Here is a 23,465-nt window from a genome sequence, read left to right as displayed (position 1 = left end):
CTGGTTTAGCCTCGTGAGCGTTCCTGACGAGAGGGGTTCCTGTTGCGCATCTTCATTGCTGGTGGTTCCGGCGTGCTCGGGCGTGCACTCATTCCGCTGCTCAACGCGGCCGGGCATGAGGTGGCAGCCACAACCCGCTCCGAGGTCAGGGCGGCCCTCTTGAGCCGGCTCGGCGCGGCCCCGATCGTCGTTGATGCGCTCGACAGAGACGCCGTGTTGCAGGCGGTGGGCCAGGCAAGACCAGAGGTGATCGTGCATCTCCTGACGGATCTCGGCACGGGAAGCTCTGCAAGCAACGCGCGCTTGCGCATCGTGGGCACCCGCAATCTCGTCGACGCAGCCCGGCAGGCTGGTACGTCTCGGATGATCGCAGAGAGCATCTCCTGGGTCTACTCCTCTGGAGCCGAACTCGCCGGAGAGGCCGAGCCGCTCGATCCCGACCCCGCCGAACCCAGGCGTACGACGATCTCCGCGGTGAGGGCGCTCGAGTCTGCGGTCAGCGAGATCCCGGAGCATGTTGTGTTGCGGTTTGGTCAGCTCTATGGACCAGACACCTGGTACTCCCGCGACGGACGCTACGGACAGGACGCACGAGCCGGTCGCTTGCAGACCACCGAGACAGTGGCGTCCTTCATCCACACCGCCGATGCTGCCCACGCGGCCCTCCTCGCGCTGGGGTGGCCGAGCGGGATCTGGAACATCGTCGACGACGAGCCCGCGGCCGGGTACGAGTGGGCACCACTCTTCGCGGCCGCAGTCGGCGCACCCGAGCCGAACACCCCGGACTCCGGCAATATCGGTCGCCCCGTCTCGAACGCGCGCGCCCATGACACCGGTCTCGTTCTGCAGCACCCAAGCTGGCGCGAAGGTTTCAGCACTCTGTGAGGCCAGCATTCCGGCCCGGAACCTGGCGACAGGCCGTCATCACCTACACGGGAGTCCTGCCCGTCAGCCTGGTCCTCAACTTCGTCCGCCCCACTCACTGGCCACTGGCCACGACTGGTATTCGTCGTCTCCAACGCCGCCGTCCTCGTCGCAGCACTGAACTGGGCGTTATTGCCGGCGCCGCGTCAACAACGTCCTGGTCTCAGACGTCTAGCCCTTTGGCACGTACGCGTTCGTGAACGCGTCGCCGTCCAGCGGCTTCTCGAGCAGGTCCTGATCGCTCATGAACGTCGCCATCGTGGCCCACACGTCGGCGTCGTTCGTGAAGAGCGGCTGCCCCTCCTGCGCGGACAGGAACGGGATGGTCGCCTCGAGCGTCGCGAGCGCGTCGCTCTTCGCCTCGTCCGTGTAGAGGGTCGGGATGTACTCGGCGGCGATGTCGATCGACTCCTCCGGGTTGTCGATCACGTCCTGCGTGGCCAGTGCGAGGGCCTCGAGCACGGGGGTGATCGACGCGTCGTCGCCCTCGATGATCGAGTCGGCGACCCCCAGGGACGGGCCGACGAGGGTCGGCGCATCCGCCGGCGCGATCTCGATCGTGCGAACCGGGAAGCCCGCCTTCTCGAACTGCACGGCGTCGTTGTTGATGTAGCCCATGACCCCATCGACCGCGCCCGTCGTGAGCGCCGCCTGCTGCGTGTAGCCGATGTACTCGATCTTCACGTCGTCCGCCGTCAGCCCGTTGCTCTGCAGCAGCGACAGCAGCGCGAAGTACGTCTGCCCGTAGGGGCCGGGCGTGCCGATGGTCTTGCCGCGCGCATCCTCGGCCGTCGTGATGTCGGAGTCCTCCGGCACGATGAGCGTCGCCGGGTACGTGTTGTAGAGCGTCGCCACCGAGGTGACGGGGATGTCGGCCGCCCGCGCCTGCGTGATCTCATCGCCGCCCGCGTACACGAAGTCCTCCGTGCCGTTCGCGAGCGCACCGAACAGGTCCTCGCCCTCGCCGTGGTGCCGCAGCTCCACGTTGACGCCCTTGTCGTCGAAGTAGCCCTTCGCCTCGGCCACGTAGAACGGCACGAACTGGATGTTCGGGGTGTAGGTGAGGCCGATGGTCACGTCGCCCGCGGCCGCGGCGGGTGCCTCCGCGCCGTTGCCGTCTGCCGAGGGGGAGCATCCGGCGAGCACGGCCACGGCTGCCACGGCGCCGGCCGCGATGACGGAGCGCACGGCCCGCGAGCGGAAGCCCGCGGTGGTTGGACGAGTGTTCATGGGCGTCTCCAGATCGAGAGAGGGCGGGTGTGAGGTCAGGCGGGGAGCGGTTCGTCGGCGAGCACGCGGGCGCGCCGCCTCGACTTGGGTTCGTCGTCGTTCCAGGTCACGGCGTTCTGGAACAGCCGCATGAGGATGTACAGGGCGACGGCGAGGAGCACGAGCATGAGCAGCGTGGAGAAGATACCGGGGATGTCGTTGGCGTCGCGGTTGAGGGTGAGGAGCATGCCGAGCCCCCGCCCACCCATCGTGAACTCGCCGACGACGGCACCCGTGATGGACAGCGTCACACCGGCGCGGATGCCGGCGAGCACGCTCGGCAGGGCGAGCGGCCCCTCGACCCACCACAGCAGCTGGTACCAGTTGGCGCCGTCGATGCGCCCCGCCTCGATGACGTCCTGCGGGAGCTGCCGCACGCCGAGCACGGTCGTGACGATCATCGGGAAGAACGACATGATCGCGCAGAGCACGACCGTCGGGGCGAGGCCGTAGCCGATCCACAGCACGAGCAGGGGTGCGAGGGCGATGGCCGGGACGGCCTGCGACGCGGCCACGTACGGGGTGATCGCGACATCGACCCACGGGAGGCGCGCGATGAGGTAGCCGAGCGGCACGGCCACGAGGATCGCGAGGAGACTGCCGAGCAGGGCCGCCGAGAGCGTCACCCACGCGTGGCCCAGCATCGGGCCCTTCGTCACGTCGAGCCAGAAGCGCTCGGCGAGCTGGCCGGGAGCAGGGAGGAACTGCGGCGAGATGAGCCCCGCCGCCGTGACGAGCCACCACACGGCGAGCACACCGATCGCCACCGTGATCGGTGCGAGGAAGCGTGCTGACGTCGTGTTCATCTACCCGGCTTTCGTGGAAAGCTCCGGGGATGACGAGGCGCGTGGAGGTCGCCGAACTGGTCGGCGGATTCCACGAGCTGACGGTACGCCGAGGCGTGCCGTCACGTGCGCCTCCCTTCCGGACTTTCACCGTCGGTTCCGGAATTTCACCAGATCAGCCACTCCCTTGCGGGAGCAGGTCGCGGACTATAACCGCCGGCTCGGAATTACACCGACCCCGGAGCACGTGGACTCTGTCGCCAGAATACGACACGCCCCCGTGATGCGCGACATCGTGACGCTCCGCGACGAGCGAACAGCTCCAGGGAATGCCTGGACAGCAGCGTCGTCGCCCTTGCCACCGTTCTCTCGGGATGGTCTGCACGCACGCGGATGGCTTGCAACACATCCCGAGGCGCGAAAGCCATCTCGAGACACGGCTATCCGGCGGCGGCCTGCGCCTCCGCGGTCTTCTTCGCGCTGCGGAGCTCGCTGGAGATCGCGGCTGCTGCGATGGGCTTCGCGAGGCCGAGGCGCTCGGCGATGCCGCCGGCGTCGAACTCCGCATCCACCGTCACGCGGGTGCTGGCCGGGGTGATCGCCTCGGTGCGCACCTCGGCGGCGAAGGACGCACGGCCCTCGACCGATTCCCAGCGAAGGCGCTTGCCCGGCTCGTTGACGACGACCTTCGCGTCGATCGAGCGTCGCTGCCCGACGAGCTCGACGTCCCACCTGATGAGATCAGGGCCGAGCACCTCGACGTGCTTCACGATGCTGAGGACGCTCGGGAGCGACTCCGGCTCGGCGTAGAGGTTGAAGAGCACGTCGACGGGCACATCGATGTCGATGGATTCACTCACGAAGGTCATGCGATGAGCGTAGCCGTCGCACGCTACCGGTTCGCCGCGAGCGAGCCGGTCGTGGACGCCCCCGGCGTGGAGGCGAAGCAGCGGTAGCCGCGCAGCCCCGCGTCCCAGTCCGCCTGGTTCAGGGGGTAGCTGGCCTCGATGACGAGCCCGGGCACGGCCGCGGCCGCGGCGGTGTCGAGGACGTCGCTCGCCTGGCACGTGATCTGGGCGCGGTCCCTGAGCGCTTCCTCGCCCGGATACTCGGCGTCTGCGGACAGCGTCGTCGCCTCGACGTCGGCGAGCAGCTGCCCCGAGTGCTCGGCGTCGCAGTCGACGACATCGAACCTGGGCTCCCAGGGCGAGACGTAGTCGCGGATGCACTGGCCCGGCTCGAGCAGCGACGCGTCGGCGCCCGCGAGCGGCACCTCGGTGAGCGCGGGCCCGGCCGTCTCCTCTGGCGGGACCTGACCGTCGCCGAACGGCTGGAGCCAGACTCCGAGCGCGGCCCCACCGAGGAGGAGGACCCCGATCAGCGCTGCGAGGACGCCGCGGTTGCGGCGCTTCGCGGCGCGCTCCACCTGCTGCTCGCGTGCTTGAGGCTGCTCGCGCGCCTCAGGCGTGGGGGTCGCTGCCATGGGGAGTGCCTAGGCGAGGCCCAGGTCTTCGAGGCCGATCGCGGCGCGATACGGGTAGCCCGCGGCTTCGATGACGCCCTGCGCTTCCGTGGCGCGGTCGACGATGACGGCGACGCCGACGACCTTCGCGCCGACCTTCTCGAGGGCTTCGATGGCCTTGAGCGGCGAGCCGCCCGTGGTGGACGTGTCCTCGAGCACGACGACCCGCTTACCTTCCAGGTCCGGCCCTTCCACCTGGCGGCCGCGGCCGTGGTCCTTCGGCTCCTTGCGCACGACGAACGCGTCGACGATCTTGCCCTGCGCGAGCCCCTGGTGCATGACGGCGCTCGCGAGCGGGTCTGCACCCATCGTGAGGCCGCCGACTGCATCCACCGGCGCGCCCGTGAGGGTCTCGAACTCCACGATGACCTCGAGCAGCACGCGTCCGATGAGCGGCGAGGCGCGGTGGTCGAGGCTCAGCTTGCGGAGGTCGATGTAGTACGTCGCCTTCTTCCCGCTCGTGAGGGTGAAGTCGCCGTGGAACACGGCTTCGTCGCGGATGAGTTCGATGAGGGCGTCGCGGTCTGTCGTCACGGTCCTCAAGCCTAATCGCCCGAGGGGCCGGTCAGCGCGCTGAGAGCGAGTCCGCTGCGATGGCGTCGGCGATCGTGGCCCGCGGATGCGCGCGACGCCACTCCCGCAGGGCGGCGCCCGTCGGCAGCCCGTGTTCGTCGCGGCTCGCGGTCATGCCGCCGCCACCGGAGGACGCGGGCCGATGGTCGCCTGCCCCGGACGACGTGGTCGGGTCGAGTTCGCTGGTCTTCGTCACGGTGTTCGTCTTCATCACGCCTCCTCCGGCCAGCGCCTAGCTGGCCTTCGTTGTCTCGGGATGCTTCCGGTCCTGCGCGTCGAGCTGCCGCCAGCCCATCAATCCCCTCGGCCCGCTGTCAAGCGCCCTGGGCCGTCGATGGCCTGGACTCGCCCATCTCCGCGACTCCCAGTGAACTCTGCGGATCCTGCGACGGCGGCGATCCCAGCGCCTCCAAGGCCGCCGAGCGCGCGCACGCTGTGAGATCGCCGAGACGCCGAGACCCGGCCACCGAAACGACGGTGGCCGGGTCCCGGCGTCCAGCGGAGTTGTCACGCTCCTCGCGGAATCAGCGGCTGAGGAACTCCAGCACGACCCGGTTCCACTCGTCGACGTGACTCACGTTGACGCCGTGGGGCGCATCCGCCACGACGTACAGCTCGGAGCCGGCGACGGCCTCGTTCGTGCGAGCTCCGGACCCCTCGAAGGGCACGGTCGCGTCGCTGTCACCGTGGATGACGAGCGTCGGCACCTTCACGGCCTGCAGGTCGTCGCGGAAGTCGGTGCTCGCGAACGCCGCCATGGCCTGCAGGGCGGCGGGCTTGAACGCCTGCTTGGTCAGCTCGATGGCCGCCTGGCGCTCCTGCTCGGAGACGACGAGCTTGTCGTCGACCGAGTAGAACGTGGTGATGAAGCCGTCGTAGAACGACTCCTGGTTGGCGGTGAGCGCGGCCGTCATCTTGGCGGCCTCTGCAGCTTCGAGGGGGCCGTCCGGGTTGCCGGCGGTCTTCAGCAGGTACGGCGGGACAGCGGATGCGAAGACGACGCTGTGCACGCGCTCGTCGCCGAACTTCGCGAGGTAGCGGGCCACTTCGCCGCCGCCCATGGAGAAGCCGACGAGGGTGACCTCGCGCAGGTCGAGGGCTTCGAGCACCGACTGCAGGTCGTCGGCGAAGCTGTCGTAGCTGTACCCCGTGAGGGGCTTGTCGCTGCGGCCGAAGCCGCGGCGGTCGTAGGTCACGACGCGGTGGCCGGCGGCCTCGAAGGCCGGCACCTGGTGGTTCCAGGCTTCACCCGAGAGCGGCCAACCGTGGATGAGGACAACGGGGCGACCGGTTCCGCCCGTGTCGTCGACGTGGAGCTTCGTTTCCGCGAGCAGGCCGTGGTGTGCGGTGATCTCAGTCATTGCGGTGCCTTCCCGCGCCGCGACTTGCGACGCATCGGGAATCATTCGGAGCCGGGCTTCGCATCGGATCGGTGGCTCGGAGGTTCGGAGGCAACGCTCAGACGTCGATCGTGAAGGCGAGGAGCTGGAACGGCGGCCGCCCGTCGCCGGGGTCGACGGTGCGCACGCGCGACTCGAGGATGGAGAAGCCGAGCCGCTCGTAGAGGCGGTGCGCTCGCACCATCTGCGGTCCGCTGTTCATGACCACGCGCCGCAGCCCGCGCTGTCGCGCGAGCTCGATGACGAGCCTGGTGAGGATCGCGCCGACCCCGCGCCCGCGAGCGCCTGGGTCGACGGCGAGCAGCCGGAAGTCGAGCTCCTCGTCGCTCTCGGGCAGCGTCGTGAGGTGCTCCCCCGGTTTCGGCGTCACGACGGATCCGAGCAGCTCCCCGTCCCCCGCATCCACGGCGACCCACACCTGGTTGGCTTCGGCGCGCTCGGCGACGGAGACGATGTCGTCGCGGTAGTGGCCCGAGATCGTGTACTCGAGTTCGTAGGCGCGCAGCGAGAGGGCTGAGACGGCGTCGATCTCGTTCGGCCGCACGAGCCGCACCACGACGCCGGGGTCGAGCTGCAACGGCAGCCGGTAGTCGATGTGCGGGACGCGGGACGCATCGGCGACCGCCTCCGTGTCGCTCGCGTCGTCAGCCCCGTTGGTGCGCCGATACCCCAGGCCCTCGTAGAGCGCCTGCGCCGCGAGGTTCTTGCCGCCCGTGTCGAGCACGAGCGCGGATGCGCCCCACCCGAGCGCCGTCTCGCTCGCCGCCTGCATGAGGCGCTTCGCGACGCCGAGCCGCTGCGCGGTCGGTGAGACGGCGAGGAGGCGCACCTCCGCTTCCTCCCCCGTGGCGAGGCGCGATGGGCCCGTGCCGGCGCGCGCGATGCTGAGCGTGCCCACGACCTCGGCGCCGTCGCGGCCGCCGGAACCGTCGCGTTCGGCGACGAGCACAGCACCGGCTGCGGCTCGTCCCTCGACGTCGCGCACGAAGCGTCGGCGCTCCTCGCCGACCTGCAGGTTCCCGTATGGCCCAGCGGCGAACGCCGCCTCGCTGACGCGGATGACCTCGGGCCAGTCGGCGGGCGCCGCCTCGCGGACGCGGATCCCAGCGGGCGCTGGCGGCACGGGTGCGGCCGACGCCGCCTGCGTCGGCACGGGTGCGGTCTGCGTCATGCGGCGGATGCCCCGACCAGCTCGTCGCTCCAGAGCGTCGTGGGGAACTCCTCGCGGAGCGCTGGGATGACGGCAGTGGCGAAGTACTCGAGCTGGTCGAGCTGCTGCTCGTGCGGGAGCGTGGTGGGGAGGCTGATCGACTGCAGGTCGTGGTCGAAGGCGCCGTGGAAGCGGCCGATCTTGTCGATCACCTGCTGCGGGCTGCCGACGAGCGCCGGCCCCTCGGCGATGGCGTGGTCGATGTCTCGGAACACGGAGTTGTTGCCTGGCACGTTGGTGGCGGCGACGAGGGCCTCGTAGACGGGCCCGTACTGCTCCTTCGCCTCCTGGGAGGTCTCGGCGATGAAGAGCGAGCCCGCGCCCGCGCCGACGAACGCGGTGCGGGGGTCATGGCCGTGGCGCTCGAACTCGTCCCGGTAGTGGCGCACGAGCACCTCGTAGTTGCGCAGAGGCTGGATGGCGTTCGCCGAGAAGAGCGGGTCGCCCCACTTCGCCGCGAGGGCTGCTGAGGCGAGCGTCGTGGCCGAGCCGTGCCACACGCGGGGCGGTCCGGCATACGGCCGCGGCAGGGTCGTGACCTTCGTGAGGGGGCGCGTGAACTCGCTGCCTGGCCAGTCGAGCTCGGTCTCCCGCCACAGCTGCCGGAGCAACGCGTACTTCTCGGCGAGCAGCTCCCACTGGTCGTCGATCTCGAGACCGAACAGCGGGAACTGGGCGACCTCGTTTCCTTTGCCGATGGTGATCTCGAGGCGGCCACGCGAGAGCTGGTCGATCGTCGCAAAGTCCTCGGCGACTCGAACGGGGTCGAGGATCGACAGCACGGTCACGCCCGTCTGGAGGCGGATCGTCGACGTCTGCGCCGCGATGGCCCCGAGGAGCACGCTCGGCGAGGACGACAGGAAGCGGCCAGCGTGGCGCTCCCCCACCGAGAAGGCGTCGAAGCCGAGCTCCTCAGCGCGCAGCGCGAACTCGAGGGTCTCGTGGAGCCGCTCGGACGGCGTCAGCTGCTCGCCCGTGACCGGGTTGGCGACGTACGGGACGATGTCGAGGACCTGGAACTTCACGCTGAGGCGCCCTCTGCGTGCTCGCCGGCCTTCGCGAGCGGCGTCTTCTCCCCGGCCTCGATGCCGACGGGGAGTCGGTTCTCGGCGGGAGGCAGCGGGCAGGTCGCGAAGACCGTGTACGCGCAGGGCAGGTTCACGGCGCGGTTGAAGTCGACCGTGACGCGGCCATCCGCATCCGGCGCCGAGACCGACAGGGCACGGTTCGCGGCGTACGTCGTGAGGCCGCTCGTCGCATCCGTGAACAGGACGAGCAGCGATCCAGCCTCGTGCCCATTGAACGCGGTGAGCGAGAACTGCTCGCCGCGAAGCTCGAAGGTGACCCTGCCCGGCGAGGAGTAGACGTGCTCGAGCCCCTCGACCGCCGCACCGACGGTGACATCGCGCGGCTCGTCGAACGCCTCGAATGTGCCCTGCGCGCGCCAGCGCGGGTTGGGGAGGTAGGTGGGGGTGCCCGAGTAGGCGGCCAGGTAGTCGTAGTCGGGGTCGCGGGGGCGCACGATCGTGAAGCCTCCCCGCTTGGCGATCTCGATGAGCACCCTGCCGGCGCGGGCGGTGACCCCGTCGCGCTCGGCGATGCACGGGAACCGGTGCAGCCGGGGCCCCTGCAGCAGGAGGCCGTCAGCCTCGAGGGTCTCGCCGTCGGCAAGATCGACGATCGCCTGCCCGTCCTCGAGCGACCAGGAACCGGGGATGCCGTCGATGGCCTGCGGATCCTCCGACAGGAAGTTCAGGCTGGTCACGGCTAGGAACCCGTGGCCATCGGTGCGCCGCTTCTCGTGCTCGACGTGCCACGCCTCCCAGTCGCGGTTGAACTGGGCGCGGTCGACGTCGCGGACAAGGGACGGGGAAGCCGAGATGCTCATGCCGGGATGGTAGGCAGACGCCGCCTGGAACCGTAAGACGGGGGCTGCGCCGGACTACTCAGGGCGTCACATTGTGCAAGGCGGGCGGTGCGTTTCAGGGGACACACCGGAAACACGACTGCAACACACTTCGTTCGTTCGCGTAACACCACCGCCGCGCAGGCGAAACAGCACGAGCGCACCATGAGTGCACCCCGACGCCCCACGTGCGTCCCTTGCAGAGAGGTCTACAACGATGGATCAAGGAAATACCGCATTCATCCTCTTCGCGGCGGCGCTCGTGCTGCTGATGACACCAGGACTGGCGTTCTTCTACGGAGGCCTGGTCAAGGCGAAGAGCGTGATCAGCATGATGATGATGAGCTTCGGAGCGATCGGCCTGATCGGCGTGCTCTGGGTGCTCTTCGGCTACTCGATCGCCTTCCCGGCGGCTGAGGGCCTGAGCCCGCTCTTCGCGATCGACCCGTCCGCGATGGGGCTCTCCAGCCTCCTCGAGGTGCCGGAAGACGCCGCCTACCCACCGCTCGCGTTCGCCGCCTTCCAGGCGACCTTCGCGATCATCACCGTCGCCCTCGTCTCCGGAGCCATCGCCGACCGCGCGAAGTTCGGCTCGTGGATGATCTTCGCCGGCATCTGGGCGACCGTCGTCTACTTCCCCGTCGCGAGCTGGGTCTTCAACTTCGGCCTCGCCGATGACGGCTCCTTCGCCTACGGCGGATGGACGACCTACGGCCTGCAGGAGACGTTCGGCCTCGGCGTCATCGACTTCGCCGGCGGCACGGCAGTGCACATCACGGCCGGCGCGGCAGCCCTCGCCCTCGCGATTGTCCTCGGCCGCCGCGTCGGCTTCGGCAAGGGAGCCCACGTCCCCCACAACCCGCCGTTCGTGCTCCTCGGCGCCGGCCTCCTCTGGTTCGGCTGGTTCGGCTTCAACGCCGGGTCCGAGCTCGCCGCTGACGGCGTCGCAGCCCTCGCCGTCGTCAACACGATCGCAGCCCCCGCGGCCGCGCTCCTCGCCTGGCTGGTCGTCGAGAAGATCCGCGACGGCAAGCCCACCTCGGTCGGCGCAGCATCCGGTGCCGTCGCGGGCCTGGTCGCCATCACCCCCGCCTGCGCATCCCTCGACCCCGTGTGGGCGATCCTCCTCGGCGTCATCGCCGGAGCCGTCTGCGCCATCGCGATCGACCTGAAGTTCAAGCTGGGCCTCGACGACTCGCTCGACGTCGTGGGCATCCACCTCGTCGGCGGCCTCATCGGAACCCTCTACCTTGGCTTCTTCGCCAACGGCACCGGCCTGTTCCTCGGTGGAGACGGCACGCAGCTCCTCGTGCAGGCCATCGCGGCCTTCGCCATCATGGCGTACTCCTTCGTCGGAGCCCTGGTCATCGGATTCATCATCCACAAGACCATCGGCTTCCGTGTGAAGGACGAGGACGAGATCGCCGGTCTCGACACCGTCTCGCACGGTGAGGCTGGCTACGTGCTGGAGGACACGCGCGTCTAGCGTCGCCCCGTTCACCGACCTCGAAGGTGGCGGCACAGTTCACAGACTGGCCGCCACCTTCTGGCCTTCCCCCACCAGGGCAGCGCCAACCCCAACTGAGCTACACGCAGATTGGACGCCGTTCGATGAAGATCGTCACGCCGCAGTCGCTGCCCCGGGAACGACTCGGCACCGACCTCCGCTCGGGAAGCGTGCACGAGATCTGGCGCGACCCGGACGACGAGGTCGACCCCAGGTGGAGCCTCTCCCTCGTCGACGTGAAGCGAAACGTGAAGTCGCTGCACCGACCTGAGGGAACGGTCGACCACTGGCTCGGCATCAGCGGGCCGCAGCTGCGACTCGTGGATGGGACACGGCAGGAGAAGGTGCGCGCCGACCACCAGATCGTGGTCGAGTCGACGACGCCGCTCCTCCTGCTGCGCAGCTCCATCGGACGCGCGAAGAGCACCCGGCTGCTGCGGGTGACCCGCAAGTCGGAGATGCAGCCCATCATCCTCGGCCGCGTGTTCGTGAGCGACCCCGTCGAGTTCGACCCGGACGTGCGGGCCATCTACCTGATCAGCGGGCGCCTCCGCGTCGCCGACACCGACCTGGCTGAGGGCGAGGCGGCGATTTTCGACGACACCGTCCCCCCGGTGATGCACTCGGATGGCGCCTTCGTCGCGACCATGGCGATCCCCTGCGTCGAGGTGCCCCAGGGCTCGTGACCGGGCTGTGACAGGTACGCGCTTGATCGTGCCGAACCGTTATCGCAAACGTCGCCGCGCATCTGCTCGCTCCCCATACGGTGGTGAGCGACAGCTGGCAGAGAGCCGGCAGACGGGGAGCATCAATGCGCGTCGACTTCTTCCGTCTGGCATCCCTCGTCGCTGGGCTCGCAATCGCCCCACTAGCGCTCAGCGGTTGCACGGCGCTCGATACTGCACAGGAGGCAGAGCCCAGCCCGACCGCGACGCTCGTCGCGGAGTACACGATCGAGCCCGCGCTTGAGCTGACTCGCGAAGAGGCGATCAGCAAGTGCGTGACCGCGATCAAAGACAAGTACGCCGGGCCGATCTTCGGTAGCGACCCGGAGGTGTCTTCCTACGAGGCGATCTTCGGACACCTCGCGCCTCAGGTGCACCAGGACGGAATGAATTGGGTGGTCTCCTACTCAGGCGCAGAAGCGTTCTCCCTGAAATGCACGACACAAGGCGATCAGGTCAAGATCTCACTCCCCGGCAACTGAGCCCGCATTCCGCTCCCCGTTCGACGCATTCTCGCCTCCCTCCGCGGTTGCTCTGAACCCCTACGGGGCGTAGAGCACGGCGTAGCCGGCGACCTCGCGTGCGTACTCGGCCGGGAGGTTGTAGGCGGAGATCGCGGTGTTCCAGCCGTCATCGCTCGTGAGCTCGCCACCCCGCTCGCACAGGTAGGCGGCCGCCGTCTGCACGGCGTCGTCGATGTGGTGCGGGTCGGCGACCCCGTCGAAGTTCGCGTCCTGCCCGAACTTCGCCCACGTCTCCGGGATGAACTGCATGGGGCCGACGGCGCGGTCCCATTCCGTGTCCTCATCGAGGGCACCGCCGTCGGTGTCCGGGATGGCGAGGAACCCTGCGCTGCCATCGAGCGGCACGCCGATGATGCGCGGCTCGACCTGACCCGAATCCAGTACCTGAGACCCGCCGTACGTGCCGTGTCGGGACTCGACGGCCCCGATACCGGCGAGGGTGTTCCAGCCGATGCCGCACTCCGGACGTGTCTCCGAGACGCGGATCGCGGCTCCCGCGTACGCCGAGAGCGCCCTGGTCGGGATGCCCGTCGCCTCCGAGGTCGCCTGCACCCAGGCCGGAGCTGCGAGCTCGGCGAGCGGCACATCCCAGATCCCGTACCCCGCCGACTCGGGCAGGGCCTGCGCAGGCGCCGCCGGGTAGCCCTCGGCCGCGGGGTCGAGTTCCGGCTCCGTCTGCACCTGAGCCTCCCCGCTGCCGACCTCGTCCTCGCCGTAGGCGGGTGAGAAGAAGGACCCGGCGCATCCCGTCAGCAGCGAAGCGGACGCGACGCCGACACCCAGGGTCATGAGCAGACGGGTGCGAGCGGGGGTGCTGGCAGACGAGGCGATGATGCTGGCCCTTCCTGGGGTCGGCGGCGGGGGTCGGCGGCTGGCTGGGGCCGAAAGGCTCAGCGTACGTGCGACCACGGACACCCGACTGGATGCGCGCCGAACGCGCTCAGGCGCGTTCGGCTTCTTCGGCCAGCCCAGCCTTCTTCTCCGGCACGAGCTTCAGCCCGATGACGGCCAGGATGATGCCGGAGATGAACACGGCCTTCCACGGAGAGAACGCTTCGTCGCCCGTCGCCATCGCGTAGATGACGGTGAGCGCCGCCCCGATGCCGACCCACACGGCGTAGGCGGTGCCGATCGGGATGCGAGCCGCGGCCCACCCGAGGCCCAGCATGCTGAGCACGACCCCGACGAAGAAGACGATCGTCGGGCCGAGCTGCGTGAACCCGTCCGACTGGCCGAGGGCGGTGGCCCAGACGGCTTCGAGGATGCCGCTGATGACAAGCGCGATCCACGCCATGGTCAGCTCACCACCTTGAGGCCGATGACGGAGCCGACGAGCAGGAGGAGCAGGAGGACTCGGGCGACCGAGACGCGTTCCTGCTTCGTGACCATGGCCCAGACGACGGTGAGGGTCGCGCCGATGCCGACCCAGACCGCGTAGGCGGTGCCGGTGGGCAGCTGCGTCATGGCCCAGGCGAGGCCGGCCATGCTGATCGTGAGCGACACGAGGAACACGACGACGGGGACGGGCTTCTTGAAGCCCTTCGAGGCGGAGAGCGCTGAGGCCCAGACGGCCTCCAGCATTCCAGACAGAATCAACACGAACCAAGCCACGACGGCTCCTTCTGAGTCAGTCTTGTCGTGGTGCGGGTACTGCTCCCTCGTCCGCAAGCCCGATTCCGGGGCTTCAACATCCAAGGGTAGCAACAGCCAGGACCATTGGCCAGGCCTGAGGCGCGGTCGCTGCGGATGCACAGGGGCTGCCGATCCACACCGTCGGATGCACACCACGGCGCACCTGACAAGGGGCGGGGGCATCCATCCCGACGCGGCACAGACTCTGAGCATGTCCCCAACCACGCAGCCCCCATCGCAGACTCCGGCACTCAAACGCGACGTCACGGGGCTGCTGCTCTTCGTGTTCATCCTCGGCGACGTGCTCGGGGCCGGGATCTACGCCCTCGTCGGCACGATCTCAGGCGAGGTCGGCGGCGTCACCTGGCTGCCGCTGCTCGTCGCCCTCGGCCTGGCCTTGCTCACAGCGGCGTCGTACGCGGAGCTCGTCACGAAGTACCCGAAGGCGGGCGGCTCCGCGGTGTTCGCGCAGCGCGCCTACCGCTCGGAGTTCGTGTCCTTCATGGTGGGCTTCTGCATGCTCGCGGCCGGCGTCGTGAGCGCGGCGAGCCTCGCACTCGCGTTCAGCGGCGACTACCTGGCCACGTTCGTCGATCTGCCGCCCGTGGTCGGCGCATCCCTGCTGCTTGTGCTCATCGCCCTCGTCAACCTCCGCGGCATCAAGGAATCGCTGCGCTCGAACATCATCATGACGTGCATCGAGCTCACCGGTCTCGTCTTGGTCGTGGTCCTCGTGGGGGTGCTCGTCAGCAACGGCGGTGGTGACATCGGCCGGGCAGTGTCATTCGGCGACGGCATCAGCCCGCTCCCGGCCGTGCTCGGCGCGGCCCTGCTCGCCTACTACTCCTACGTCGGATTCGAGACCTCGGCGAACCTCATCGAGGAGGTGCGCGAACCGTCGAAGGTGTACCCGAAGGCTCTCTTCTTCTCGCTGCTCACCGCCGGCTTCATGTACATGCTCGTCGGCACCGCAGCATCCATCGCCGTGCCAGCTGGCGAGCTCGCCGAGTCCACCGGCCCGCTGCTCGACGTCATCGAGGCGACCGGTGTGCCGGTTCCGGCTTGGCTGTTCAGCGCGATCGCCCTCATCGCGGTCGCCAACGGAGCGCTGCTGACCATGATCATGGCGAGCCGCCTCACCTACGGCATGGCGGGGCAGGGCCTGCTGCCCCGGATGCTCGGGCGTGTGCTCCCCGGGAGGCGCACCCCGTGGGTCGCCATCATCGTCACCACCGTCTGCGCCATCGTGCTCACCGCAACCGGCGGCATCGCCGTGCTCGCCGAGACCGTCGTCATCCTGCTGCTCATCGTGTTCATCAGCACCAACCTCGCCGTGCTCGTGCTGCGTCGCGACAAGGTCGAGCACGCCCACTTCCGAGCCTGGACGGCGCTGCCCGTGCTCGCGATCATCTCCTGCATCGTCCTGCTCACGCAGCAGAGCGGCGAGGTGTGGCTGCGCGGCGGGATCATCGTCGCGGTCGGGCTCGTCACGTACGTCGTGCTGCGCTTCGCGCGGCGAACACGGACGAGGGACTGAGGTTCTACACCCCCGCGGGCATTCGCGATACCCCCACGGGGAAACACAGGGCGGCTTGGTCTGGTTGCGACAGCGGCGTCTTCTTGGCGTCGCGCTCGATGACGAGGAGACACCCATGTACTTCCACGCACAGACCTGGATCAATGACATCGCCGACGGCGAGCCAGACCCCGCAGCGGCGAACGCGCTCCAGGAGGGGCTCGGTGGGCAGTTCGGCGAGATGCGCACCATGATGCAGTACCTCTTCCAGGCGATGAACTTCCGGGGCCCCACCGCGAAGCCCTACCGCGACCTCATCCAGGGCATCGGCACGGAGGAGATCAGCCACGTCGAGCTCATCGGGACGACGATCTCGCGCCTCCTCGACGGCTCCCCCGAGTACACGGGCAAGCTCACCGACCCAGTCGACAAGCCGGGCTCCGGCGGCGCGACGCCGCTGAAGATCGCGCTCGACACGAGCAACATCCACCACTATCTCGTGGGTGCGCAGGGTGCGCTGCCGGTGGACGCGGCCGGCAACCCGTGGAGCGGCAGCTACGTGTACAACTCCGGCAACCTGCCCCTCGACCTGCTGTACAACCTCATGCTCGAGTCGACGGGGCGCCTGCAGAAGTGCCGCATCTACGAGATGACCGACAACCCGACGGCGCGCGGCACGATCGCCTACCTCATCGTGCGCGATCAGGCGCACGAGAACGCCTACGCGCGGGCGCTGGAGACGCTCGGCGTGAGCTGGAAGTCGCTGCTGCCCATCCCCAAGACGAACGCCGAGGCGTTCCCCGAGGTGAAGGAGCTCCTCGACCTGGGGTTGCAGAGCAAGCAGTACTCGTTCGACCTCGACGGCAAGTCGGAGGCGGGCAAGATCTTCCAGGGAGCGTCGCCCTCGAACGACGGGACGACGCTGGACGCCTCCGAGCAGTCGCCGGCAGGTGCCCCGTCGTTCATCGCCGACGCGCGTCTCGAGGAGTTCGCGCCGGGGCTCGACGCCGAGCTGCTCGCCCTCATCCAGGCGACGGCCGAGCTCGAGCTGTCGGAGGTCAACGGGTTCTACGGGCCGACAACGAAGTAGAGCGAAGACAGGGCAGCGCGACCGGCCCCGGTCAGAACGGCGGAGGGTCGACGCCAGAGGCTGGGTCAGGCGACGGGCCGGTCGCCGGGCCAGAAGCCGGGCCGGGCGCCGGGCCAGCGGACGGGCCGGTCGCCGGGCCAGCGGACGGGCCGGGCGCCGGGCCAGCGGACGGGCCGGGCGCCGGGCCGGTCGCCGGGCCAGCCGACGGGCCAAGCGCCGGGCCAGAAGCCGGGCCGGTCGACGGGCCAGAAGCCGAGTCAGCGTCTGGGCCAGCGACTGGACCAGAAGCCGGGCCAGAGAACGGGCCGGAGAACGGGCCAGGCGCAGATCCCGGCGGTTGCACCCGGTAGGTGCTCCCGCGGATCTCGATGCCGGGCGCACCGCCCGGCGAGGGCCCGAAGGTGACGCCGCGCGGTTCAGGAGCGTCGACCAGGACGATGCCGCTGGGCGAGGTCCACTCGAGGACCCCGCCCGGCAGCTGGCGGACCCGCCAGGCCGTGTTGCCTTTCACCGTGTGGTTCCAGCGACACAGCCCGGCGAGGTTGACGAGGCTCGTCGGCCCGCCCTCGGACGCCGGGATCGTGTGGTCGAGGTCGCATTTGTCGGCGGGGAGGCGGCACCCCGGGAACCGGCAGTGCACGTCTCGAGCGCGCAGCCACGCACGCATCTCCTTGGTCGGCCGATAGCGGTCGACCTCGACGACCGTTCCCGTGATCGGGTGGGTCAGGATGCGCTCGAAGCTCGGTGCGTTGGCGGCGAGGGCCTTGGCGACGCTCATCGGGATCGGCGTCACGCCGTCCAGAAGCGCGGGAGTCGTCTCGAGCGAGCTGCCGTCGCCTGCCCTGGCGTCGAGCATCGTCAGCACCGGCATCGTGACCGATGCCTTCGCGGTGATGCCTGCCGCAGCCGGGCAGGACGTCAGCTCGCCGGTGAGGAGCAGCTCGGCGAACACGTCGGCCCGCACCTGGTGGAAGGTTCGCGGGTCGTCGGATTCGCCGCCCCTCGCCGCGATGATGGACTTCGCAATTTCGGACAAGCGCCCGTCGATCGCCGTGAGCACCGGCAGCGAGTGCCGCGCGCCAAGCGACGCCATGCCGTCCGCCTCGCGCGTGACGAGCACAGCCCGCGACCCCATCGCCTGGTCGTAGCGTTCCTCCAGCGACGAAGCCGTCAGTCGCTCGGCCTGCTTGATCGCGAAGTCCTTCAACCTGCCCGGCGACGTCGACCGGGCCTTCTCGAGCGCAACCTGCACGAGCAGCTCACGCCGCGCGGCCTGTTCCGCTGGGTCTTCGTGCACGATGATCGTGCCCGCCTCGCACACGATGCGCGCGTGCGCCATCGACACCTCACCGGCCGCGAGCGCCGCGTGCACAAGCGGGAAGTCCTCCGTGAGAACCGCCGAGCGGCCCATGATGCTCGCGACGGCCTGCCTCGAGGTGTTCGTGACCGCCGCGATCTCCGCCTTCCACGACCGCAGCGCCCACTCCTGCTCGAGGGTGCCCGCTCGCTCATCTTCAGCGACCCCGGTTCGTGCCGCCAGCGCGTAGACGCGCGCCTGCTCTGCCTGCGCGCGGGCCACGTCGGCGTTCGCCTCGGCGATCAGGGAGACCAGCAGGAAGCGCTCGAGGTTGCGCACGCGCTCGACCATCTGGGCAGGTGGCATCCACCCTTCCGGGATCCTCGTTGCGAGCGCTTCATCGATCATGCGACCAGCTTCCCCCGAACCACCGACATTCTTGGTCCGGTCCGACGACACGCTCGAAACTCACCGCTGAAGATGAGGAGTTCTGCTGCGCTCCCTTCCCCGACGCCGACGCCGACGCCCGACCACGCCAACGGCGAGGTCGACCAGCAGGAACGCGGCGAGGCTGGCTCCCATGAGCGGCAGGAACACCCCGACCGCTGCCGCACCCGCCAGCACGAGCAGGACGCCCCACCACGGCGCGCGCCGGAGCGCTCCCCGCGGTGGAGACGCGCCGACACGACGCGACGGGTCGTGCTTCGGGCGCCGCTGCCACCACATGGCGTAGCCCCACACGACCATCGCCGCGATGCCGATGGCGACGGCGAACAGCACGAGCTGGTTGGCGAGGCCGAACATGGAGCCCATGTGCAGGTCGATGCCCCACCGACTGAGCTTCGCGACCGGCCCGAACTCGGCGAAGTCGACCCGGTCGACGACCTGCATCGTCGCGCCATCGATGGCCACCGCATCCACCTCGGTCGGGAAGCTGCGCTGGATCTCCTGCACGACCCACGCCGTGCCCGGCTCGGCCGGCGGCCTGATCTCCACGAGCCCCGTGTTGACGTTCACCTCGTGCGCGACCGACAGCACCGAGTCGTAGGCGCGCGGGCTCAGCGCTGCGACGTCGGCACTCGGCGTCGGCGCACCGTGACCGTGCCCGTGCCCGGCGTGCTCGTCGTGCTCGTCGTGCTCGCCGGCAGCAGGGCTGCCCGCGCCGTCGAGGCTCGTACTGACCGACGGCGTCGTCCAGCCCACGGCGGCGCGCAGCTCACTGAAGTTCGCCCCGCCGTACTGCGACCAGGTGATGCCCGTGACCGACAGGAAGAGGGCCCCGACGAGCACCCAGATGCCGGTGGATGCGTGCAGGCTGCGCGTGCGAACGAACCCTTTCGCAGCGAGGTTCGGCCGCAGCAGCTCGCGCTGCTGCGACGTCCGCTTCGCACGGCGAGCCCGCCGATACCTGGTGGCCCAGAGGCCAGCTCCGGCGAGTGCGACGACCCCGAGCCAAGACGCCGCGAGCTCGCTGTAGAGCCTGCCGGCATCGCCGAGGTGGAGGCTGCGGTGCAGGTCGGAGACCCAGGTTCGGAACGGCAGGGAGCCCGAGGTGCCATACACGGGCAGGTCCCCGCGCACCTCGGCGGTCGCGGGATCGACGAAGACGGCTCTGGTCGTGCTCTCCCCCAGCCCGGCATCCGCGTACATGACTCGCGTCGTGTCGCCGGGTTCCGGGGCCGGCCGCACCGCGACGATCGCCGGGGCTGCACCGTCCGCACCGGCCGCACCGGCCGCACCGTCCCCGATGTAGGCGTCGGCCGCCTCGATCTGCTCGGCGAGCGGCAGGTACTCGTCCGCCGTCGGCGCGTGCAGCTCGCGGTCGTACACGAGCTGCTCGATCTGCGGTGTCAGCGCGTACAGTGCGCCGCTCAGCGCCGCGATGAGGATGAACGGGCCGACGAACACGCCGGCGAAGAAGTGGAGGCGCATCAGCAGCTGAGCGAACCAGCCTCGCCGTGGAGTCGGACGCGCAGCGCTCACGCGAGGATCCCCTCTCCGATGTAGCCGCCTTCCGCGCATCCGGGTGGGATGGCGAACACCGCGGAGCCGATCGGCGTCGTCCACTCGTTGAGCAGATCGAGCTCGTCGAGGCGCCGCTGCACGGGCACGAACTGCGCGTCCACGTCCGCCTGGAATGAGATGAAGAGCAGGCCGGAGTTCGAGATCTGCTCGCCGCTCGGGGCGTCGTCGTAGTTGTAGCCGCGGCGGAAGAACCGCTCCGCCGTGTTCTCCGACCGCGCCCGCCGCAGGTGCGAGAACTCGGCGATGACGGGGAATCCCGCGGCGTTCTTGGCGGTGAAGTCGGGCTCGTCGTGCTCCTGGGTTCCGGTGAGCGGGGCCCCGTTCGCGAGGGTGCGCCCGACCGACTGCTCGCGGCCGCTGCGGTCGAGCCTGTCCCACTTGTCGAGGTCCATGCTGATGCGCCGCACCACCATGCCCGTCCCTCCCGCGAACGCGCCTTCCGTGATCCACACGAGCTGCTCGAAGTCGACGGTCGGCGGCGCGGGGTTGACGGTGCCGTCGACCTGCCCGAACAGGTTCCGCATCGTCGTGCCGGATGCCTCGGAGCCGCGTGCCCGGCGGAATCCGGGCTGCGTCCACCGCACGGTCGCGAAGCTGCGGGTGTCCTTCAGCAGCATCCGCAGCGCGTGGGCGACGGTGAACGGGTCGTCGGCGGCGACCTGCAGGAGCAGGTCGCCGTCGTTCCACGCGTCCTCGAGGCGGTCGATCCCGAAGGCGGGGAGTGGCCTCAGCCAGGCGGGGGCCTGCGTCGAGGAGGTGGAGGCGCGGCGGACGAACTCCGGCCCGAACCCGAACGTGACCGTGAGGTTCGCGGGCACCTGCGCGAGCTCGGGTTCCGAGTCGGCGAGCGCCGGTTCGCCGCGTGCGAGCCTCGCCGCGTCGTCGGTGAGGAGCTGCATGAGGCGGCGCAGCGCGTCGCGGTCGGTGCCGTCGCGCAGGTAGAGGGCCACGAGTGTCGCGTGCGCCTGCGGCGGTGTCGCGATGCCGGCCTGATGCTGGCCGTAGAACGGCACGGTGTCGTCCCCCGGCAGGGGAACGGGAACGCTGTCGTCCTGGCTCGCAACGGGTGCCGCGAGGCGGAGCGCCTGGTCTGCGCCGATGGCCGCGGCCGCGCCGAACCCGGCGACAGCTCCTCCGAAGAGGAGCTGCCGCCGGGTCGGGCGGGTGCGACCAGGGCTCTGGTCGCCGTGCATCAGCTGTTGTCCGCGTGGTCGCTGTGGTCGGCGTGGTCGCTGTGGTCGGCGTGGTCGCTGTTGTCCATCTCCATGTTGCCGCCCATGTCATCCATGTCGCCGTCTTCGTAGGTCTCGTTGGCGCCCGCGTAGTCCTTGGCAGGGGCGGTGAAGTCGAGCGTCGAGTCGTCCGAGAACGTGAGGGTGAACGTGATCTCGTCCCCCGCGACGATGGGCTCCGGCAGGTCCATGAGCATGATGTGGTTGCCGCCGGGCTCGAGGGTGAGCGCTTCGCCGGCGGCGATCGTGAATCCGCCGCCCTTCTCGCGCATCGTCATCTCGCCGGTCTCGTTCGCGACGGTCTCGTGCAGCTCGAGGGCGGTGGATGCCGGGCTCGCGACCGAGACGATCGTCACGTCCCCGGCCCCCGTGTTCTCGATCTCGCCGAATGCGGCGGACATGCCGGAGTCCTCGGCCTTGACCCAGGTGTTCTCGACGGTGACGGAGTCGGCGGCGGGCGTCGCCGAATCGGCATCAGCCCCGGTCGCGGTGCTTGCCGTCGCGCACCCAGTGAGGGTGAGTGCGGCGGCCGCGAGGAACGCCGCTGCTGCGAGGGGGCGGGTGGTGGTGGTCGTCATGCTGGTCGTGCTGGCCATGAGTGGGGTTCCTTTTCGGGAGGAGAAGTGAAGGTGTTGGGCGGCCGAGTCAGCGCGCATCGGCGTCGCCGTCCTGCTGGGCGCCCTTGCGGGAGCGGACGATCACCCAGGCGACGCCGAGCGCGACGACCGCGCCCAGCCCGCCGATGAGGAGCAGCCGCGGCACGTCGAACGCCGACCGGGAGGTGACCTCGGCCGTGGGCCCGGTCGTCGCGCCGGAGTCGGACTCCGAGGCAGGGGCCGAGTCGGCGTCCGGCACGGCCGCCTCGCTCGGCACCGGTGTGGCGGCCTCGGCGGCGAGCGCATCCGCTGCACTCGCATCGCCGACCGTGAACGGGATCGTGCCAGTGATCGGGTGCCCGTCTGACGAGACGACGCGCCAGTTGATGGTGTAGGAGCCGTCCGGCAGCGCGTCGTCGATGGTGCTCGTGACCGCGGAGCCGTCGATGACCGGTTCGCCGGTCGCCCAGGCGGTGCCGTCGGCGTCCTCGAGGACGATCATCGGCCCGATGTCCATGATGTCGGCGGAGTAGCGGAGCGTGACGTCGGCGGGTGCCGCGTCGAGCGCCGCCCCCGGCGCTGGTGCGCTCTCGATGAGCTGGTCGTGCGCCTGCGCGGGGGCCGCGCCGGCAAAGCCCAGGAGGCAGGCCACGAGCAGCGCGAGCACTGCGGCGGCCGCGCGGAGGGCGCGCTTCGGTTCGGTGGTCGGTGGGAGGAGTGCTTGGGTCGTGGAAAGGGAAGTTGAGTCGATTGACATCTCGAGAATTCCTCGGGTCTGTCCGACCGCACGCGAACCGAGCGCGCAGTGGGCGCGCGGCTGCCGCGGACGGAGAAAGTTCGACGCCGACCCGCACCGGAGTGCCTCCCCCGTGGAAGAGGAGGTGAGGGAATGCGGTGCTAGCTCGGGGTCGCGAACGTTGAGGGTCGCTGGGGCGCGGGCGGGCCGCGTCGCGGCTGCGTGCGCCCGGCGCGAACCGTCAGCGACGGCACCCAGGGCAGGTCGAGTGGCGCCGAGTCGACGGTCGCCATGGGGCGCGCGCCTCGGGCGAGGAGGAGGAAGATCGTGCGCAGCAACGGCAGCAGCAGTTCGACTGCCGCGTCCTTCGCCCTGGCGAGGCTCGCGACGAGCGTCTCGCCGAAGAAGAGGGCGAGGGCCGTCAGCACCGCGGCCACGGCGTGCATCGCCCACATGAGCGCGCCGTCGTGGGCCAGGTGCAGCGCCGCGCCAGAGGGAACCGCGCTGCCCGCGCTCGACGCGAAGTCAGCCATGGCGGAGGCTGCGGCGAGCTGGCCGTGGCCGGCGTGCGCATCCGCCGCCGACCCCGCGCCGACGGCCGCGGACGGCGTGCCGAGCACGAAGAGCGTGTGGAAGAGGAACTGGCTGGCCCCGACCGACAGGGCCAGGCGCAGCGAGTCGGTGCGGATGCGCGCGAGCAGCAGGCACGCGAGCACGGCAAGGCCGAACGGGAAGGCGACGCCGAGGAGGCCCGGCATCCCGCCACCCGCGAGGACGTGCGAGGCAAGCGCGATGAACGTGGAGACGGAGGCAGCGACGAACGCGAGCTGCACGCGGCGGACCCGGGCGGCATCGCGCGGGCGCTGATCGACGGGCGCGGCCAGGCCGGCCTCGACGTCGAGATCGGTGCCGAAGTCGAGATCGGTGCCTCGCAGCTCCACTTCACCCATGGCGGGTGTCAGCAGGCCGGTCGAGGTCACCCCTCAAGTCTAGGCG

At 69.9% G+C, this 23,465-nt stretch carries 25 protein-coding genes and 2 riboswitches; of the genes, 6 read left to right on the top strand and 19 right to left on the bottom strand.

Features of this window, described 5'->3' with window-relative positions:
• Positions 1-42 precede the first annotated feature (42 nt).
• Positions 43-885: an NAD(P)-dependent oxidoreductase gene (locus C5E06_RS01195; protein WP_104240036.1), complete on the top strand. Its 843-nt coding sequence runs from the start codon at positions 43-45 to the stop codon at positions 883-885.
• Between the two features lie 210 nt (positions 886-1,095).
• Here C5E06_RS01195 and C5E06_RS01190 read toward each other — a convergent pair whose 3' ends face one another.
• From C5E06_RS01190 to C5E06_RS01145, 10 genes are all read right to left on the bottom strand, one after another.
• Positions 1,096-2,154, bottom strand: a complete 1,059-nt coding sequence (locus C5E06_RS01190) for an ABC transporter substrate-binding protein (RefSeq protein WP_104305734.1) — start codon at positions 2,152-2,154, stop codon at positions 1,096-1,098.
• Between the two features lie 35 nt (positions 2,155-2,189).
• Positions 2,190-2,999, bottom strand: a complete 810-nt coding sequence (locus tag C5E06_RS01185; protein WP_104240034.1) for an ABC transporter permease — start codon at positions 2,997-2,999, stop codon at positions 2,190-2,192.
• 102 nt (positions 3,000-3,101) lie between these two features.
• Positions 3,102-3,228: riboswitch (FMN riboswitch) on the bottom strand.
• Between the two features lie 190 nt (positions 3,229-3,418).
• Complete coding sequence (locus C5E06_RS01180) at positions 3,419-3,847, bottom strand: SRPBCC family protein (protein ID WP_104305733.1); 429 nt, start codon at positions 3,845-3,847, stop codon at positions 3,419-3,421.
• Between the two features lie 23 nt (positions 3,848-3,870).
• Positions 3,871-4,461 carry a septum formation family protein gene (locus tag C5E06_RS01175; protein ID WP_104305732.1) on the bottom strand — a complete coding sequence of 197 codons (591 nt, stop codon included), beginning with the start codon at positions 4,459-4,461 and terminating at the stop codon, positions 3,871-3,873.
• 9 nt (positions 4,462-4,470) lie between these two features.
• On the bottom strand, positions 4,471-5,034 hold the full coding sequence (pyrE, locus tag C5E06_RS01170) for an orotate phosphoribosyltransferase (RefSeq protein WP_104305731.1): 564 nt from the start codon (positions 5,032-5,034) through the stop codon (positions 4,471-4,473).
• 31 nt (positions 5,035-5,065) lie between these two features.
• Complete coding sequence (locus tag C5E06_RS01165; protein ID WP_104305730.1) at positions 5,066-5,284, bottom strand: hypothetical protein; 219 nt, start codon at positions 5,282-5,284, stop codon at positions 5,066-5,068.
• A 313-nt stretch (positions 5,285-5,597) separates the two neighbouring features.
• A complete protein-coding gene (locus C5E06_RS01160) occupies positions 5,598-6,434 on the bottom strand; it encodes an alpha/beta fold hydrolase (protein ID WP_104305729.1) in 837 nt (278 codons plus the stop codon).
• 97 nt (positions 6,435-6,531) lie between these two features.
• A complete protein-coding gene (locus tag C5E06_RS01155; protein ID WP_104305728.1) occupies positions 6,532-7,644 on the bottom strand; it encodes a GNAT family N-acetyltransferase in 1,113 nt (370 codons plus the stop codon).
• Entirely contained in the window at positions 7,641-8,708 is a 1,068-nt protein-coding gene (locus C5E06_RS01150; protein ID WP_104240027.1) for an LLM class flavin-dependent oxidoreductase, read from the bottom strand. Before C5E06_RS01150 ends, C5E06_RS01155 begins: the two co-directional genes overlap by 4 nt.
• On the bottom strand, positions 8,705-9,571 hold the full coding sequence (locus C5E06_RS01145) for a DUF1684 domain-containing protein (protein ID WP_104305727.1): 867 nt from the start codon (positions 9,569-9,571) through the stop codon (positions 8,705-8,707). The genes C5E06_RS01150 and C5E06_RS01145 overlap by 4 nt, the downstream gene beginning before the upstream one ends.
• 235 nt (positions 9,572-9,806) lie before the next feature.
• Between C5E06_RS01145 and C5E06_RS01140 the strand changes: the two genes are divergently transcribed.
• From C5E06_RS01140 to C5E06_RS01130, 3 genes are all read left to right on the top strand, one after another.
• On the top strand, positions 9,807-11,075 hold the full coding sequence (locus C5E06_RS01140; protein WP_104240025.1) for an ammonium transporter: 1,269 nt from the start codon (positions 9,807-9,809) through the stop codon (positions 11,073-11,075).
• 125 nt (positions 11,076-11,200) lie between these two features.
• The gene (locus C5E06_RS01135; protein WP_104305726.1) at positions 11,201-11,782 is read left to right on the top strand and encodes a hypothetical protein; all 582 of its coding nucleotides are present in this window, start codon (positions 11,201-11,203) and stop codon (positions 11,780-11,782) included.
• Positions 11,783-11,907: 125 nt separating this feature from the next.
• The gene (locus C5E06_RS01130) at positions 11,908-12,303 is read left to right on the top strand and encodes a hypothetical protein (RefSeq protein ID WP_104240023.1); all 396 of its coding nucleotides are present in this window, start codon (positions 11,908-11,910) and stop codon (positions 12,301-12,303) included.
• A 60-nt stretch (positions 12,304-12,363) separates the two neighbouring features.
• Here C5E06_RS01130 and C5E06_RS01125 read toward each other — a convergent pair whose 3' ends face one another.
• The 3 genes from C5E06_RS01125 to C5E06_RS01115 form a co-directional block, all read right to left on the bottom strand.
• On the bottom strand, positions 12,364-13,134 hold the full coding sequence (locus C5E06_RS01125) for a lytic transglycosylase domain-containing protein (protein WP_146081268.1): 771 nt from the start codon (positions 13,132-13,134) through the stop codon (positions 12,364-12,366).
• Between the two features lie 151 nt (positions 13,135-13,285).
• Positions 13,286-13,639, bottom strand: coding sequence for a multidrug efflux SMR transporter (locus tag C5E06_RS01120; protein WP_104305725.1), 354 nt, complete (start codon positions 13,637-13,639; stop codon positions 13,286-13,288).
• A gap of 2 nt (positions 13,640-13,641) precedes the next feature.
• A complete protein-coding gene (locus C5E06_RS01115) occupies positions 13,642-13,956 on the bottom strand; it encodes a multidrug efflux SMR transporter (RefSeq protein WP_104240021.1) in 315 nt (104 codons plus the stop codon).
• A gap of 10 nt (positions 13,957-13,966) precedes the next feature.
• A riboswitch (guanidine-III (ykkC-III) riboswitch) is annotated at positions 13,967-14,033 on the bottom strand.
• 155 nt (positions 14,034-14,188) lie between these two features.
• On the opposite strand from C5E06_RS01115, the gene C5E06_RS01110 reads away from it, so the two are divergent.
• A complete protein-coding gene (locus C5E06_RS01110) occupies positions 14,189-15,514 on the top strand; it encodes an APC family permease (RefSeq protein ID WP_104305724.1) in 1,326 nt (441 codons plus the stop codon).
• A gap of 115 nt (positions 15,515-15,629) precedes the next feature.
• A complete protein-coding gene (locus tag C5E06_RS01105) occupies positions 15,630-16,583 on the top strand; it encodes a manganese catalase family protein (RefSeq protein WP_104305723.1) in 954 nt (317 codons plus the stop codon).
• Between the two features lie 31 nt (positions 16,584-16,614).
• Here the strand turns inward: C5E06_RS01105 and C5E06_RS01100 are convergent, their stop codons facing one another.
• From C5E06_RS01100 to C5E06_RS01075, 6 genes are all read right to left on the bottom strand, one after another.
• Positions 16,615-18,288 (bottom strand): HNH endonuclease signature motif containing protein, encoded by a 1,674-nt coding sequence (locus tag C5E06_RS01100; protein ID WP_104305722.1) that lies wholly within the window; start codon positions 18,286-18,288, stop codon positions 16,615-16,617.
• A 60-nt stretch (positions 18,289-18,348) separates the two neighbouring features.
• Positions 18,349-19,902 (bottom strand): PepSY domain-containing protein, encoded by a 1,554-nt coding sequence (locus C5E06_RS01095; protein ID WP_104305721.1) that lies wholly within the window; start codon positions 19,900-19,902, stop codon positions 18,349-18,351.
• Positions 19,860-21,098, bottom strand: coding sequence for a Dyp-type peroxidase (locus tag C5E06_RS01090; RefSeq protein WP_104305720.1), 1,239 nt, complete (start codon positions 21,096-21,098; stop codon positions 19,860-19,862). Before C5E06_RS01090 ends, C5E06_RS01095 begins: the two co-directional genes overlap by 43 nt.
• Positions 21,098-21,733 carry a copper chaperone PCu(A)C gene (locus C5E06_RS01085; RefSeq protein ID WP_258067457.1) on the bottom strand — a complete coding sequence of 212 codons (636 nt, stop codon included), beginning with the start codon at positions 21,731-21,733 and terminating at the stop codon, positions 21,098-21,100. The genes C5E06_RS01090 and C5E06_RS01085 overlap by 1 nt, the downstream gene beginning before the upstream one ends.
• Before the next feature lie 49 nt (positions 21,734-21,782).
• A complete protein-coding gene (locus C5E06_RS01080) occupies positions 21,783-22,490 on the bottom strand; it encodes a copper resistance CopC family protein (RefSeq protein WP_104305719.1) in 708 nt (235 codons plus the stop codon).
• Between the two features lie 140 nt (positions 22,491-22,630).
• A complete protein-coding gene (locus C5E06_RS01075; protein WP_104305718.1) occupies positions 22,631-23,449 on the bottom strand; it encodes a hypothetical protein in 819 nt (272 codons plus the stop codon).
• Positions 23,450-23,465 lie beyond the last annotated feature (16 nt).

Origin of the sequence: Pseudoclavibacter sp. RFBI5 (genome assembly GCF_002931395.1) — a bacterium.
In the GTDB taxonomy this organism is placed as follows: Bacteria; Actinomycetota; Actinomycetes; order Actinomycetales; family Microbacteriaceae; genus Pseudoclavibacter.
The sequence above is the reverse complement of the archived record's forward strand: the minus strand, read 5'-3'. Positions and strand labels throughout refer to the sequence as shown.

Bases quoted from the DNA above. Each gene is read 5' to 3' on its own strand.
- C5E06_RS01180 (WP_104305733.1), bottom strand. From the start codon at position 3,847: ATGACCTTCGTGAGTGAATCCATCGACATCGATGTGCCCGTCGACGTG.
- C5E06_RS01185 (WP_104240034.1), bottom strand. From the start codon at position 2,999: ATGAACACGACGTCAGCACGCTTCCTCGCACCGATCACGGTGGCGATC.
- C5E06_RS01135 (WP_104305726.1), top strand. From the start codon at position 11,201: ATGAAGATCGTCACGCCGCAGTCGCTGCCCCGGGAACGACTCGGCACC.
- C5E06_RS01160 (WP_104305729.1), bottom strand. From the start codon at position 6,434: ATGACTGAGATCACCGCACACCACGGCCTGCTCGCGGAAACGAAGCTC.
- C5E06_RS01085 (WP_258067457.1), bottom strand. From the start codon at position 21,733: ATGGCCAGCACGACCAGCATGACGACCACCACCACCCGCCCCCTCGCA.
- C5E06_RS01175 (WP_104305732.1), bottom strand. From the start codon at position 4,461: ATGGCAGCGACCCCCACGCCTGAGGCGCGCGAGCAGCCTCAAGCACGC.
- C5E06_RS01095 (WP_104305721.1), bottom strand. From the start codon at position 19,902: ATGCGCGGAAGGCGGCTACATCGGAGAGGGGATCCTCGCGTGAGCGCT.
- C5E06_RS01120 (WP_104305725.1), bottom strand. From the start codon at position 13,639: ATGGCGTGGATCGCGCTTGTCATCAGCGGCATCCTCGAAGCCGTCTGG.
- C5E06_RS01125 (WP_146081268.1), bottom strand. From the start codon at position 13,134: ATGACCCTGGGTGTCGGCGTCGCGTCCGCTTCGCTGCTGACGGGATGC.
- C5E06_RS01110 (WP_104305724.1), top strand. From the start codon at position 14,189: ATGTCCCCAACCACGCAGCCCCCATCGCAGACTCCGGCACTCAAACGC.
- C5E06_RS01155 (WP_104305728.1), bottom strand. From the start codon at position 7,644: ATGACGCAGACCGCACCCGTGCCGACGCAGGCGGCGTCGGCCGCACCC.
- C5E06_RS01090 (WP_104305720.1), bottom strand. From the start codon at position 21,098: ATGCACGGCGACCAGAGCCCTGGTCGCACCCGCCCGACCCGGCGGCAG.
- C5E06_RS01145 (WP_104305727.1), bottom strand. From the start codon at position 9,571: ATGAGCATCTCGGCTTCCCCGTCCCTTGTCCGCGACGTCGACCGCGCC.
- C5E06_RS01140 (WP_104240025.1), top strand. From the start codon at position 9,807: ATGGATCAAGGAAATACCGCATTCATCCTCTTCGCGGCGGCGCTCGTG.
- C5E06_RS01100 (WP_104305722.1), bottom strand. From the start codon at position 18,288: ATGATCGATGAAGCGCTCGCAACGAGGATCCCGGAAGGGTGGATGCCA.
- C5E06_RS01105 (WP_104305723.1), top strand. From the start codon at position 15,630: ATGTACTTCCACGCACAGACCTGGATCAATGACATCGCCGACGGCGAG.
- C5E06_RS01190 (WP_104305734.1), bottom strand. From the start codon at position 2,154: ATGAACACTCGTCCAACCACCGCGGGCTTCCGCTCGCGGGCCGTGCGC.
- C5E06_RS01080 (WP_104305719.1), bottom strand. From the start codon at position 22,490: ATGTCAATCGACTCAACTTCCCTTTCCACGACCCAAGCACTCCTCCCA.
- C5E06_RS01130 (WP_104240023.1), top strand. From the start codon at position 11,908: ATGCGCGTCGACTTCTTCCGTCTGGCATCCCTCGTCGCTGGGCTCGCA.
- C5E06_RS01165 (WP_104305730.1), bottom strand. From the start codon at position 5,284: ATGAAGACGAACACCGTGACGAAGACCAGCGAACTCGACCCGACCACG.